Annotated in this window: 16 protein-coding genes; 1 reads left to right on the plus strand and 15 read right to left on the minus strand. The window is 43.1% G+C overall.

The features are described 5' to 3' along the window. Window positions 1–66 precede the first annotated feature (66 nt). From E1163_RS09760 to E1163_RS09780, 5 genes are all read right to left on the minus strand, one after another. Window positions 67–1,143: a winged helix DNA-binding domain-containing protein gene (locus E1163_RS09760; protein WP_155171255.1), complete on the minus strand. Its 1,077-nt coding sequence runs from the start codon at window positions 1,141–1,143 to the stop codon at window positions 67–69. An 82-nt stretch (window positions 1,144–1,225) separates the two neighbouring features. Continuing rightward, window positions 1,226–1,852 carry a hypothetical protein gene (locus E1163_RS09765; RefSeq protein WP_155171256.1) on the minus strand — a complete coding sequence of 209 codons (627 nt, stop codon included), beginning with the start codon at window positions 1,850–1,852 and terminating at the stop codon, window positions 1,226–1,228. 64 nt (window positions 1,853–1,916) lie between these two features. After that, window positions 1,917–2,618, minus strand: coding sequence for a helix-turn-helix transcriptional regulator (locus E1163_RS09770; RefSeq protein WP_155171257.1), 702 nt, complete (start codon window positions 2,616–2,618; stop codon window positions 1,917–1,919). Between the two features lie 52 nt (window positions 2,619–2,670). Next, on the minus strand, window positions 2,671–3,045 hold the full coding sequence (locus E1163_RS09775; protein WP_155171258.1) for a VOC family protein: 375 nt from the start codon (window positions 3,043–3,045) through the stop codon (window positions 2,671–2,673). Window positions 3,046–3,138: 93 nt separating this feature from the next. Next, window positions 3,139–3,723 (minus strand): Crp/Fnr family transcriptional regulator, encoded by a 585-nt coding sequence (locus tag E1163_RS09780; RefSeq protein WP_155171259.1) that lies wholly within the window; start codon window positions 3,721–3,723, stop codon window positions 3,139–3,141. Between the two features lie 167 nt (window positions 3,724–3,890). Here E1163_RS09780 and E1163_RS09785 point away from each other — a divergent pair, with 167 nt between their 5' ends. Further along, on the plus strand, window positions 3,891–4,301 hold the full coding sequence (locus E1163_RS09785) for a cupin domain-containing protein (RefSeq protein ID WP_155171260.1): 411 nt from the start codon (window positions 3,891–3,893) through the stop codon (window positions 4,299–4,301). Window positions 4,302–4,479: 178 nt separating this feature from the next. Here E1163_RS09785 and E1163_RS09790 read toward each other — a convergent pair whose 3' ends face one another. The 10 genes from E1163_RS09790 to E1163_RS09840 form a co-directional block, all read right to left on the minus strand. Then, on the minus strand, window positions 4,480–5,625 hold the full coding sequence (locus E1163_RS09790; protein ID WP_246223590.1) for a hypothetical protein: 1,146 nt from the start codon (window positions 5,623–5,625) through the stop codon (window positions 4,480–4,482). A gap of 100 nt (window positions 5,626–5,725) precedes the next feature. Continuing rightward, window positions 5,726–6,820: an NAD(P)H-dependent flavin oxidoreductase gene (locus E1163_RS09800; RefSeq protein WP_155171263.1), complete on the minus strand. Its 1,095-nt coding sequence runs from the start codon at window positions 6,818–6,820 to the stop codon at window positions 5,726–5,728. Continuing rightward, the gene (locus tag E1163_RS09805; protein ID WP_155171264.1) at window positions 6,810–7,181 is read right to left on the minus strand and encodes a nuclear transport factor 2 family protein; all 372 of its coding nucleotides are present in this window, start codon (window positions 7,179–7,181) and stop codon (window positions 6,810–6,812) included. The genes E1163_RS09800 and E1163_RS09805 overlap by 11 nt, the downstream gene beginning before the upstream one ends. A gap of 12 nt (window positions 7,182–7,193) precedes the next feature. Beyond that, a complete protein-coding gene (locus E1163_RS09810) occupies window positions 7,194–7,937 on the minus strand; it encodes an SDR family NAD(P)-dependent oxidoreductase (protein ID WP_155171265.1) in 744 nt (247 codons plus the stop codon). A gap of 1 nt (window position 7,938) precedes the next feature. Next, on the minus strand, window positions 7,939–8,148 hold the full coding sequence (locus E1163_RS09815; RefSeq protein ID WP_155171266.1) for a tautomerase family protein: 210 nt from the start codon (window positions 8,146–8,148) through the stop codon (window positions 7,939–7,941). A gap of 156 nt (window positions 8,149–8,304) precedes the next feature. Continuing rightward, the gene (locus tag E1163_RS09820; protein WP_155171267.1) at window positions 8,305–8,865 is read right to left on the minus strand and encodes a Crp/Fnr family transcriptional regulator; all 561 of its coding nucleotides are present in this window, start codon (window positions 8,863–8,865) and stop codon (window positions 8,305–8,307) included. Further along, window positions 8,865–9,341: a GNAT family N-acetyltransferase gene (locus E1163_RS09825; RefSeq protein ID WP_155171268.1), complete on the minus strand. Its 477-nt coding sequence runs from the start codon at window positions 9,339–9,341 to the stop codon at window positions 8,865–8,867. Before E1163_RS09825 ends, E1163_RS09820 begins: the two co-directional genes overlap by 1 nt. Continuing rightward, on the minus strand, window positions 9,338–9,883 hold the full coding sequence (locus E1163_RS09830) for a dihydrofolate reductase family protein (protein ID WP_155171269.1): 546 nt from the start codon (window positions 9,881–9,883) through the stop codon (window positions 9,338–9,340). The genes E1163_RS09825 and E1163_RS09830 overlap by 4 nt, the downstream gene beginning before the upstream one ends. A 133-nt stretch (window positions 9,884–10,016) precedes the next feature. Then, a complete protein-coding gene (locus E1163_RS09835) occupies window positions 10,017–11,579 on the minus strand; it encodes a PorP/SprF family type IX secretion system membrane protein (RefSeq protein ID WP_155171270.1) in 1,563 nt (520 codons plus the stop codon). Between the two features lie 2 nt (window positions 11,580–11,581). Further along, a complete protein-coding gene (locus tag E1163_RS09840; RefSeq protein WP_155171271.1) occupies window positions 11,582–14,065 on the minus strand; it encodes a T9SS type B sorting domain-containing protein in 2,484 nt (827 codons plus the stop codon). Window positions 14,066–14,102: the final 37 nt, after the last annotated feature.

The following is a 14,102-nucleotide window of genomic DNA, read 5'->3' on the forward strand; positions in this document are numbered from 1 at the left end:
TTGATAATTCATTTGTGCCTCCGAATGGGGATCACTTCGTCGTGCCTCCTCGGATGACGGCAACACTTACTCTTTATAGGCAACACTGACTTGCTTGCTCAGGAATTTGCCGAATTCGCGGGCTTTTTCTTCTGTCTCCTTCTTCACCTGTTTAGAAACCTGCTTGAAGAAATCTACCTCTACATGTACTTTATCTTTTTTTATAGTCCGTTTCCATAGACCGGCAACTTGTCCATCCAGAACAACTACGGGCCAGAATATGCCGTTTTTTGAGATTACTTTTTGCTGATGTTTTTCGCTGAGCACCGCTCTCCGGTCTTTGTAGCTGATGATGAACTCATCAAAGGCCGGGATGAGATGAAGACCGGGGTTAATTTCATTTAGTGTATGCTCCTCTGAAAACCAGTAGGTTTCTTCGTCATTAACTACCGAATCCAAATCCTTCTTTACCATTTCAAAACCTTTTTTTGCATCAGTGATCAACAGGCCTGACCACCAGATGAAGTCTTGCAGGGTGGCGGGGCCGTGGCTTTTGAAGTACCTGAGGGTAAGTTCGGCAAGTGCTTCTTCTCGCGTTAATGTTCGTTTGCGCTCTACGCGCCGGGACAGCAGCGCATAGGTTGTCTTATTTCCTATTGATCTTCCACTGCAAATGAGGGCTTCCTGCTCGGCTAAGAACAAAAGGTGCGAGGAACGGTTGGCATCTACAGCAATCCCTGCATCTGAAATCTTTTTGACCAGTTCTTCACGGCTCAGGTACTCCTTGTCGGCGAGGGCATTGACAATGATATCGTTGCTTTTGTTAATGATTTTCGCATCCAGTTCCAACTGCCGGTGCCGGGAGCTCATTGATGATAATAGTTGCAGCGCTGTAAGCTCTAGTATCCAATGAAGGTCTTCGGCAGCCACCAGGTGCCATGTGGGCCTGAGCAAATGGGTACGGATAATCTCACCTTTATCCATGGCGGCTTCTACCTGCTCTAGTGTTTGTGAACAGCGTAAACCTACCGCCCATTTAGACATCGCAAAATCCTGCGCCTGCATAGCTCCCATATAAGCTACCACCTCACGGGCACTGCGGTAAGCTGAATTCTGTATTTGCTGACCAGCCAACCTTTTGGTAGCTATTTCTTTCAGATCCATTGGTTCTTTTTAAAGCTTCCTGAAATTTCTCCAAACTTCCGAAGCCCGGAAGGCTCCGGAAGTTTAAATTGTCAGCGTTAATCTACGCGATCACATACCAGAAATCAAGCTGCATGCTTTTTTCATCAGCCATATCGAGCAGGGGCTGACATATGGGGTTGCCGATATAGCCCATGCATACTTCTTTCGTCTTCCCTAGGGTGGCGCCGAAGGTTACTTCTGTGTATAAGTTTTCATTTTGCCTGCCTACAAAATGTGCCCGGGTGTTTTCAAATTGGGAGAGGTAATCACGCTCTATACTTTCTGAAACTTTCTGTAGCGCCTCGTAGTCATTGCTTTTCAAAGAGAAGCTGCCGTATTCCACGCAAGAAAAATGGGCAGGCACGGAAAAATCCTTCTCAATACTCTGAGTAGTCATTTTTACACTGCCCATATCGATCATACCGAAAAAAGCCCCGGCATTAGGATCATAATGGGCTGCTTTTTCAAGGTTACTGATGTCTTCTTTGGTTTTAGCGAAAAGTACGTTGGCATAATCACCGGAAAAATTGCGTACAAGGCAGTGAAATATCACTCCCGGTTGCTTTGTTAAAAATTCTGATTCAAAGGCCATGGCCGCTCTGATCAACTCATCATCTGTTACACCCTCCTTTTGCTTGAATGAAGTAAATTCCATTGCCTTCGGGTGCTCATTACTTACTCTGATCATATTATTTTTTGTTTTAAAAGTTAATAATATGCCAAAGGTGATGGTGGGTATTGACAGCCCTATGTCAACTTGGTTTGGAATATTTTTCTATTTGTGCCTGGAAATAATCGTTGATGCTAAAAGGTGTCTTGTGGTGATATTTTTCAGTTAATGATACGGCTTTGGTGATATGGTCAAGGCGAAATTCCCTCAGGGCCTTTCTTAACCGGCAGAAGGCAATTAACACCCACGATTTGCCTGTAAAGTAAATGGCCAGGGGCTCTACCTGTCTTTCGGTGTGTTCATTTTTACCTATGGATGAATAGCTGATGTGCAAAACCGTACCATGGGTAATACTCTTTTGAACAACGGATAGCCAGGAGTTCTCAACCATTTCAGGCTTGGAGGAAAAGGCAATTCTGTTTTCCAGCTTTTCTACTTTGTCCTTTTCGGAGCTTCTTAATATGGCCTTGACCTTGATAAGCAAAGACTCCAGGTCTTTTTTCAGGGATTTATCAGCAAAGTTTGCCAGAAGCTTTTCAGATATCATAAGGGCGTTGGCTTCCTCTTCGGTGATCATCAGCGGAGGCAGCGTATAGCCATCCACGAGGTAGTAACCCACGCCGTTTTCCGAGCCAATGGGCACCCCGGCCTCCTGCAGTGTTTTGATGTCCCTGTAAACCGTCCTTAAGCTCACTTCAAACCTGTCGGCCATTTCTTTGGCTATCACCAGCCGTTTGGACTGCAAGTGGATCAAAGTAGCTGTAATTCTGTCCAGTCTGTTCATGAATGCCTGTGATTTGGACAGTAAAATTAGGGCAAACCAGCCAATTTAATCATCAGGGCAGTTTAAATTCAGGATTATAAATGATCCCAATCACATTGTCCCAGGGATCTTTTACAGCTCCTACTACCAGCTCCCCTCCTACGTTATGTGGTTTTTCACAATCTTTAGCCCCCAAACCGATAAATCTCTGATATTCCTTTTCCACATCATTTACGCCCCAATAGGTCATTACACTTTCTGCTTTGGTTTTGGGTGCATTTTCTTCCGGGAGCAAGCCCAGCTCATAACCGGCGATATTAAACCCAACGTAGAATGGCTCATTGAAGTAAGGCTCAGTTTGAAAGGCCTTGCTATACCATTCGGTTGCGGCTTTTAAATCGCTTACACGATAAATACAGGTTCGTAAACCTAAAAATGGATGTGACATATGTTTTTTTGATTTGATGGTGAACAATAAATTATAATACAAAGATGGCACAACGTAGGGTGCCGTACCTATAAGATAGTTTAAGAAATGATTTTAAATTTTGTTCCCGGTAATTTTCTTTCTGATGGTGCTCAAAAACTCGGGTGTAACTCCTATGTATGAGGCAATCTGCACATTGGAAATGCGATTGTACAGGTCGGGATATTTCTTTAAAAAGTACAGATAGCGCTCTTCGGCAGTGGAGCTGATAGTTTGAAGAAGGCGCTTTTGCTGTTCTATAAAAGCATTTTCGATAATGATCCTGAAATTTCTGTCAAAAACAGGGAATTTGTCATAGAGATCAAAAAGGTCATTTTTCCCGATCTGCAAAATTTCAGTAGGTTCAAGTGCCTGAATGTTTAATTCACTGGGTTCTTCAGCATAAAAGCTGCCGTAGTCTGCCAGCCAGTTATTTTCCGTGGCAAACTGCAGGTTATGCTGGCTACCTTGTTCATCTATATGGTAGAGTTTTAAGCAGCCTTTCACCACAAAAGTAAAATGGTTACACTCCTGACCCTCCTTCAAAATAAAGGCTTTCTTCTTTAAAGCATGTCCTATGGCTTTGCTTTTAAGGGCTTGTACGGCCTGTTCCTCCAGCGGCCAGTAGTTCAAAAAGCTATTGATCAGAGGGTCATGCATCTTAACCGGGTTTTGAATGAGTTGTGTTCTTCTAAGTTAGGCATTCTGCTTTTACGAAGTAAATTATGCTGAACGGCCAGATTCAACATTACAGAATGTCGGATTTTTCCAATTCCGGGGTATAGTCAACCGCTAGTTTTGTGCTGTTGGATATAAAAATCATTTACATGAAGAAAAAAGCTTTAATCAAACTGCCACCCGGTGGAGGCAGAAAATATGATATGGGTACTATGAGGGCCATTTTCAAAGCTGATGAAGAGGAGACCCTGGCTCAATATTCTGTTTCGGAATGGTGGCTTGAACCTCACTCTACAGGTCCAGGAGCACATTTGCATGAGCATAATGATGAGATTTTTTATGTACTGGAGGGCACGGCTTCCATGCTGGTTGGTGATGAGTGGATTGAAGCAAAAAAAGGAGCCTTTTTTCTCATTCCTGCTAACACCATGCACGATTTCGCCAATAATTCGGATCAACCTGTGGGACTGCTCAATGTATATATTCCGGGAGGATTTGAGAGGAACATGCCTGCGATACTGCAATGGTATGAGGATAACAGGAAGCCAGCTAATGAGTGATGTAAATAACCCGTAAAGACCACTGCTTTAAGGCTATAACCCTTAGCCAGTGCTACAGAACAGGTGAAGCTTTACCAAACTTTTGGAAGTTTAGTAAAGCTGCAAACAAGTTCGGTAAGTTATAATAGAAAGTGGAGTTTATAACTATGAACTACAAACCCGGAACTGTGAACATATTTTAGTAATACCACCTTTGATAGTATGTGTATGGTTCATACCCCGAAGATGATACGTCTACCTGTAAGGTTAGCGGATAGCCTTCTTCGTTGTAGGTGTAGGTATACTCTCTTTGGTGATAATCACCCGCATACTCTGTACGACTGCTTTTAATGTTATTCCTGCTTGTCCATTGACTGCGGTATACTACGCTGTTGCCCATGCTCAAAGTGCTGTTTAGCAGGTTGTTGCTTTCTACATACAGGGGTTGTAAATTGGTTTGTTCTGTTAATACCGTGTACCAGGGGTTCTTTGAAGTATCGTAAGTATAGGTTGTAACTGTAGGTGTTCCGTACGTTTCCCCGTCCGAACTACTGGCTGATTCTTCCCGTACGACATTGCCTTTGCTATCGTATTCAAGTTCTATACGCGTATAAGTGTAATTCTCATAATAGAAATCATAAACCTCCTCAAGGACCTGAACTAGCTGATCCTGAGCATTATACGTATGGTCTCGGATCACACGCACTTTATAGGTAGGAGTGATATTATAGGTTGCACTCATTTTTATTAGCCTGTCCTGGCTATCATACTGCATAAGGCCTTCTCCGTTTCCATCATCAACCGATTTTATGAGTCCGCCGGAATTGTAAGTAAAGCTACTGGCACCAAGTTTTATAACCTGCTCATTACCATTGCGCAATACCTGATTGGTTGCAGATCCGGAATTTTCAACATTTACCAACATGCCATCTTCATCGTACTCAAGAAAATACTCACTACCTGCCACTTCATGGCTTTTCAGAAACATAAATCCCGTGGTAAAGGAAAAGGCCTGCTCTACCGTTGCCCCGACACTATCTTCGGCCACTACTTTACCTGAATACTCCTGCTCATAAGTTAAATCAGACAAGGTAAAGGTAGTATCTGTAAGTCCTTCACTTATTTCCGTTCCCTCAAGAAATATGGCGTATTTCACCTTGCCTCCTTCGGGATCGTTGGCCCGGCTCCAGATGAGCCTGGCAGTGTTAGCATCTACTTCAGTGTTTATTGTAAAACTTTCCGGCACCTGGTTTTCGGGAGCCGGATCGCTATCATCATCATTTTTGCAGCCACCTGTCCACAGTGCCGCCACCATTAAGATTAAAATTATTTTCTCGTTTCTCATTTTACCATTGTTTTCATTTCTTCCATTAAAGGGTAATTTGCCCTTAGTGAAAGCGAGGTAAATGAGGTTACCGGATAACCGGATATTTTTTATGATGCTATTAATCAGCCATATCCTTGCTGTTTAAGTAAGCTAATCTCTCGGTTAAGGAATGAAATAATTTCTCTGCGGATGTATGAACCAATACAGACGAAGGCTCTCCGGCCCAGAACGCAACATATTCCCACTTTTGCCTGGCTATAGCGGCTTGCCTTAATGGTGCGAGAAACTTCCCCTGCACCGGGTATGGTGCAATGATATCGTCCTCAAGATGTTTTAACCCTTCTGTAAAATCGTTGGCCACTGCCCTTGCAAGCCTGCCTGAATATATTTTGGTAAGGGTGGTTTTTAACCGCTCTTCTGATAGCAATTTCCTCTTGTGTACATCTGTGGCATTAGATTCATCGGTGGCTAAAAAGGCTGTTCCGAGTTGTACGGCAGAAGCACCCAGTTTCATCACTTTATAGATGGCATCACCATCGGACAGGCCTCCGGCGGCTATTATGGGTATTTTTATATTTTTAAGCGTTTCTTCTACCAATGTTGCTGTATCCAGCAGTGACTCACGCACTCCTGGGTTGAGGAATGAGGCCCTATGACCGCCGGCGGCTGCCCCCGAAGCCACTACCAGATCAGCTCCGGCAGCCTCAGCCTGTAGTGCTTCTTCAGGCGTTGTGGCGGTAATGATGATGGTGGTTTTATTCTGTTTCAGCTCATGAATAATTTCCTTTGAAGGAATTCCAAAGATGAAGCTCATTACCGGGGGTTTAGCCTGGAGAATGGCTTCAATCTGATCTTCAAAGGTGTTTTCTTCATATTCCGGGTACTCGGGAACATCTAACCCCAGCTCATCAAAATACGGCCTCACGGCATCCCTTAGCCGCTCAAAAGCCTGGGAAGTATATTGCTCTATCGGGTCATTTTGCAAAGGCACCCAAAGGTTAAGTGCATAGGGCTGATCGGTTACTGCCTTTATGTCCTTGTTTATTTTCAGAATTTCTTCTGCGTTGTATGCATTCAACCCAAAGGAACCCATTCCCCCGCAATTTGAAACCGTGGCGGTTAATCCGGCGGAGGAAAACCCTCCGCCGAATGGCCCTTGAATGATCGGATATTTTATCCTGAGCAGCTTCGTTGCTCTCGTATTATTCCACATGAACAAAAAGTTTGTTTACAATTTTCCATTCGCCATTGATCTCGCTTAAAGCCAGATAGTCGTAGTAATTATAACCAAGCATAGGCACATGAAGCCTGGCAACAGCCACCTTACCGGTTACCTCGACTGAGAGGATCTCCATTCTAAAATCCTCACCCAATTCGTGAGGGCTTTTCCTCGCCGCCACACCTTCCAGGTAATCTTTGAGGTTTTTCAAATAGGCTTCTCCTCTGATGTCGCCATAAAGATAAGCCTCCGCAGCAAACGATCTTCCCAGCTTTTGAATATCTCCATAAAACAGCCCTTCAAAATAACCGGTAATCACGGTTTCGATATCGTTGATTTTTTCAGTGTACTTCATAGTCATAGTTCTTTAAATAGCATGTCCCACGGTATGCCCGCCGGCCACATTAAAAGTTTCTCCGGTAACAAACTCAGCAATGGCCAGGTAGTAAGCAGCTTCCGCAATTTCGTCAGCTTCACCTATTCTGTTGAGCAAATGCAGACCTGCAAGGCTATCCGCGTCTTCCACACCAATTTTCCCCTGCAACGGGCTTCTTATTATTCCCGGAGCTATGGTATTGACGCGTATATTATGCTTGCCAAATTCAGCAGCTAACTGCCTTGTCAACGCATGGATGGCACCTTTGCTGGTCATTGGTGCCGTGGAAGGGAACCCGGCAATGGCATGCTCTACCAGCACGGTGCCTATATTGATGATGGCTCCTGAATTCTGCTTTAACATCTGGGGTATGGCAGCCTGGGAGGTGAAGAAGGTGCCTTTCAGGTTAACGGACCAGAATTCATCCAAATCACCCTCTTCTACTTCGAGAAACGGTTTAGGCTTGAACACTCCGGCGTTGTTAATGAGTACATCCACCCTATTGAAGTTGGTAACAGCGGCCTGTACCAACCTTTCTCCCACTTCCTTCCGGCTAATATCGCCGGCAATGGTTATCGCGTTGGCCGGAGAGCCTAGCTCCTCAAAGGCAGCCTGCAACCTGGCTTCATTGTATGAATTCATGACGACATTACTGCCTTTTTCGATGAACAATTTTGATATGGCCTTGCCTATACCTGTGGATGCTCCTGTTATAATTACTGTTTTCCCTTTCATTTTACTGCGCTTTTTTCTGATTTACCCTTTCTGAATATTGTTCTCCTCGAACGCCCCAATTGTCTATGGGTACTTCGTCAATCACCACATGCGTGGTTTCCGGGTTCTTGCCCAGGATGTCTACCATGAGTTTGGTAGCCCCTGCAATCAGCTCCTGTTTTTGTTTTTTGGTTACCCCTTCATCAGTAACCCTGATATTGATGTATGGCATTTCACTTTGTTTTTTGGTGATCAAATTGATTACAACACAAAGTTGCGTTGTGCCGAACAGCTTCTACAGGAGGCAGGTCACTATATCAAAGTGATGTAGATCACATCGATATGCTGAAAACTCAAAAAAGGTTTTGCAGATAAGGGATAAAGCCGGTCAGGAATACAGCCTGCTCAGGGTTTCTCTTGATACACCAAGATATGCGGCAATGAGCTTTTTAGGTATGCGCTGAAACAGTTGCGGGTATCTGGCCTGGAGCTTTTCGCACCTTTCTTTGGCAGTATCTTTCATTTGCGAAAGCACCCTGTTTTGCAGTGCTATATAGCTTAGTTTCGTTTTCTTAGACCAAAACCGCTCCATTTTATGCATTTCGCTGCTTAGTTTCTCCCGGTCATCATAGGTGATGTACAGCAGCTCGCAATCTTCAATACAATCGACAGAAATAGTGGCTTTGGTGCGGTTGGTAAAGGCTTCGTAGTCGGTCACCCACCAGTCTTCCATGGCAAACTGCAGGATGTGCTCTTTCCCATCCTGATCGAAAAAGCAGGATTTGAGGCAGCCTTTGACTACCCAAAATTCCTTATTTACCGATTCGCCTTCCTGGATAATGTATTGGAATTTGTTTCTCTTCAATGGCTTAAAATGGCTGAGGATATATTCAAATTCCTGATCGGTAAGGGATATGATCTCTTCTATATGCCTTCTTAAAGGATGCATTACCTGGAAGGGATCGATTGCCGGTCTTTGATGCTTTTCTCAAAGCAGATGCTATTCTCCACGCCAATATACTGTCCGTAGTTAGCGGTGACCTGATATCCGCTCTTTTTATACAGGCCTATAGCTTCAGGTTGCTTTTTGCCGGTCTCCAGCACGCAACGTGCATAGCCAAGCTCTTTCGCCCATTGCTCAAGATCGTCCAGCACCTTTGCTGCTATGCCTTTGCCGCGCATGGCAGGTGAAACAAACATCCTCTTTACCTCCATAGCACCTTCACCGTGAGGTTTAATAGCTCCACAGCCTACAGGAGTATCATTTTCATAGGCTACCACCACATTTTTAAGATTATCAATTTTATTGAACTGATGGTAAAAATCATGTTCTTCTCCATCGCGTACTTTCAGGTCTGCATCAAGTAGTTTGACGAGGGCCACAAAGTCTGCATTGGTTGAGTCTGTTCTTTTCAGGGTTATCATTGGTTTTTATTTTTATTCACCTCATAAAGCAATTCCACCACCCCGGAGGAATAAGCTGTGTTATCTTTCAGAACCAGGTGTCGCTCATCTGGTAATCCTTCAAAAATTTCTATGCCTCCCGGGATTACAATTGGCATAATGAACAAGCGAATTTCATCAATAAGATCGGCATTAAAAAGCAGAGTATTAACCTGTCCACCTCCTACCAACCATATACCTCCTCCTTTTTGTTGTTTTAGTTTTTCAACGAATTCAACATGGCCTTCTGTCACAAATTCTACGTGTTCTGTATTTGCAAGGCCTTTTTTCCTGGTGAGCACATAATTTTTCTTGCCGGCATAGGGAAAATCAACACCCCAGTTAATGACCTGTTCGTAGGTTTTATATCCCTGTATGGTGGTGTCTATGGAACTATAAAAATTATAGTATCCATAGTCACTCTTTTCAGGGTTGGGAATGGCATCCAGCCAGTCAACAGCACCATCAGGCCGGGCTATTTTCCCGTTGAGGCTGGAGGCGATGTAGAGGGTGAGTTTTCTCATATATCCGGGGATCAAAATTGAATAAACGTAAGCCACTCAATAAGGGTTAAGCCTCATTAAAGAACTTTTACCATCTATTCAATTCATATACCCGCAATCAGAGTCTAATACTATATCTATATTTGTCCGGTTCTCAATAAGACATAATAAACTCCACTCTACGGTTTTTTGATCTACCAGCTTTGGAGTCATTTGATTCGATCGGCTGGGTTTCTCCCTGTCCAATTGCTATTATTCTATCTTTAGCGATACCCTCTCCCACAAGGAGTGCCTTCACTACCTCAGCTCGCTGTATTGATAGCTTCATATTATAAGCTTCAGCCCCCAGTGCATCGGTGTGACCAATAATACTGACCTTCAAGTAAGGGTCTTGTTTTAGTATTTGTGCTAACTCTTGCAAATAAATTTTTGACTTGTCGTCAAGCTCACTACTTTCAAATCTGAAGTGAAAGCTTACCCTTGTTTTCTCTGGTATAAGTGGGGTACGGTCCAGCTTACCAGCCTTGGCACTTAAATCTACCGAATCCCGCTCCACTTTTTTATCGTCCTGAGGGCTTTCTTCCATCACATTTTCTATCTCCTGTCTTAAACTTTCCTTTTCAGATTCTTCCTGCTCATCCTTTTTAGGGTACCGTTCTTTTAGAGGTTTAGTCACTTTTTTTCCAATCTTTGAGCCACGACTTTTCCTGGGTTTTCTATTTCGGGTCTTGGTTCTTTTATACTTGTTTTTGCTTTTAACCAACGTTTTTATTTCAACTCCAAACTCAATTGCACCATTGTTTGCTATTTGTTTTGACAACGGAAAATCATAGCTAAAACCAACTTTGTAGTTTTCCTTCTCAAACTGGATACCGGCTATGCCATATTTACCCACTACGTATTTTGTTATAAGATGGACTTTACCACGGTGTTGGTTCAAATCCGACAGTTCATAGGTACTTACTGTTCCCAAATTGAGGGTGTTTTGCGCTGCCGCCCTTGTCAATAACATTTCAGGAAAAATACTTAGGGCATCTTTCTTATATATTTTTAATCCAAAACTGGCTATGGCAGTAGTTGAAAGGCTTGAGCCCTCAGAGAAAAAATTCTCTTCCGGCTTGTTGATATCAAAAAATGACAATCCCGCATAACCTAATTTATCACCTTTTCGATTGTTTATTTGCCAATGCAAACCTCCACTGAAAGTGAGTATGTTCCGATTCAGGTCAGCAATATTTTCACCCTGGCTCACACTTAGGTCAAATCCCCTCTCAGGTATATATTGAGACCCTGTATACAAGGCATCAAGGGAGAGTCTACGCGTTTGATAGAGGACTTTAACCCCAAGGCTCAGAGTTTGATTTCTACTAATGAATGTATTGATAGCCGAAGTAAATGCTACTTCATTGATCTTGAATATACCGGCTTCACCGGAACGATCATCAAGAAATGCCACTCCAATGCCACCCCACCGGCTTCCTCCATTTCTTCCTATCAGAGGATAATCCATGGATATAGCCGTACTCTTGATGGATAAGTCTTCTGCGACATTCTGATTCCGGTAAATAAGGTCTAGGTGTGCATAATCCGATGAAGCCACCAGTGCCGGGTTAATCCGTTGTGGCGCAAAATCATATTGAGAAAACTGAAAATACTGCGCCCGTGCCACCTGAGTGAATGTAATAATGGATATTATAAGCAGTAATAGTCGCAACATGTTTATCTCATTAAATGTACAGCACCTGACTCCCTGCCACCTAAAAGCAGTTTATTTCCGCTTGCCAGACTTCCTGAAACTTTCCAATAGTAAACCCCATTAGGTTGTGGTACTCCTTTGCTATCTCCATCCCACCCAACCACGGTGATATCTTCCGGGTTTTGCGTTTGAAATACAAGGTTGCCAGATCGATCATATACCCTAAAGTCAAAATCTTCGACGGTATTCAACCCGTAAATAAAAAGCCTGTCATTACTTCCATCATCATTAGGAGTAAACAGGTTAGGGATAAAAGCCTGGTCATCAACCAGTATTAGCACTGAGGCCGATGCCACACAACCAAGCGAGTCAACCACCTGTACCTGATACCGGGTTGTTTTTACCGGAGTAGCCAAAGGGTTGGGCACATCACTTCTGCTTAATCCTGCAGGAGGCGTCCATAAAAAACTTCCATTCCCGCTGACGTTTAGTTGTACTTTATCACCTTTAAGGATATGGTATTCGGTCTGAAGCAATTTCAAATCAGGATCACCAACCCATACCTGTACTGAATCGGTAATAGTACATTCATCTATAAAGGCTGTCAGATAGATAAGTTCGTTAGTATCAGCAGTAACCTGTAGTTCAGATTCCCGGGAAAGACCCCCTCTGACTGATGAAGTCCATTGAAGACTATCAAAATCTAAAGCAACTTCAAGTTCTATAAATTCTCCCGCACAAACTGTCAGTTCTTCCGGCAAATCAACTTCCTGAACATTAATAATCCATATCTGGCTTTGATTGCAGGAAGATGCATTGGGTACTGAGGAATACAGTGTATCTGTTTTTTCAAATTCGTGAACGAGTATATCAGCATACCCCAGAAAACCCTCATTGGCCGAAAACCAGGCTCCACCGGCAGGGCCAGAAATCTCAAGGGGTGTACCCGGGCAGGCATCCAGCGAACTAATGTTCATATTGTCGCAAACAACAAAAGTACCGCAAGCGATGAGTTGATTGCACAATGAAATACCGGGGCCTACCCCTGAATCCAACTCTACGACCCGGGCATAAAGTGCATTATCGATAGACTGTACTCCGTAAGTGTATGATCCGGCAGGAAGTTTTTTTATAGAAGTTTGTGGCAATAGACCTGCATTACCATGTGCTACCACTGACCTGAACGCATAATTATTTAAGTCAAAACCAGCAGACAAAAAATCAGGTGAGGTCAAATCATTACCAATAAAAACATCATAGCTGATACTTTCTTGAGCCGTATGGTCATCAGAGCTTGGTTGCCACACTATGTGAACATCATTCATGGTTACAAAGGCGACATTACCTGTAGGAACCGATGGGCCTGAATTCTTTGTGGGTGTTATATTTTTATACAACTTAACAGACGGAGTTCCTTCATGCTCAAATAGGGCTAAGTCCAGATCTCCATCCCTGTCATTATCACCAAATGACTGACTGTCAGCAGAGTTATTCGCAAAATTAAGATCAGCACGGACATAATGCCCGGTGTTGTTGCTTAATAATAAATAGTTTTCAACACTCCCGTCTTGTTGTTTTTCTTTAAAAGAAAGGTCACACTTACCGTCAGAATTTAGATCTGCAAGAAAAATAGCGTCAAAACGACGATCCTCCAGCGAGTCTAGAGGCATATCAGCTCCTTCACCTGTCCGCAGCCAACTTTTGGAGACATTTAACTGATCTTTGCCTGACACCAGCACATCAAACTGGCTGTCGTCATTAAAATCGGCATGCGCAAATCTTGCAGACTCCATAGCAGGCAACTCTTCTGTTGATGGTGTAAAGCCACCAGGCTCATTGTAAAGAAGCGTTGTCTTTGATATCCCGTTATAGCTACCAGCAATTAAAATGTCAAGTCTCCCATCAGTATTGGCATCATATATATGGATATCACCAATATCACCGGTTTGCCCTACATCAAAGGTTGACCATGCCTCTGCTTTATTATAGAGTATACGTAACACAGGATTAGATCCATCATTTCCGAAACAGATAATATCCTTCCTTCCATTATTATCCATATCATGCACCAGAATACCCTTAATTGTATCCAAAGTGCTTATAGTATTGGAGTATTCAAAGGTCATAGCTGACAATTGATAGTTGATTGCTATTTCCTGCCTGTTTGCATCAGGAAAAATGAAGTCCAATTTTCCATTGTTATCCATATCTGCAATAACAAAAGAATTCCCAACGCCCTCAGTAAACCGTAGGGTATCGCATAATTGGAATAAATCATTTTTAAGCTGTACAATTAACGGCTGATATATTCCGGCTTTTTCAGCAATTAGAACAAGGTCAAGGCTTCCGTCATGGTTCAGGTCTGCCCAGGCACCCTGGTGTATTTGATCATACCCAACCAACTCAAAAGTATCCTTAGCTATAAAGGTTGGTCCTTGTGCTTTAGCAGTAAGACTAACAGCGCATACCATCAGTGTACATAAATATATTTGCTTGAATGTTTTCATAATAATGTTCTTTAGTCATATTATCACCCTGATATTG

The sequence above is a fragment of the Fulvivirga kasyanovii genome, from assembly GCF_009711405.1.
GTDB lineage: Bacteria > Bacteroidota > Bacteroidia > Cytophagales > Cyclobacteriaceae > Fulvivirga > Fulvivirga kasyanovii.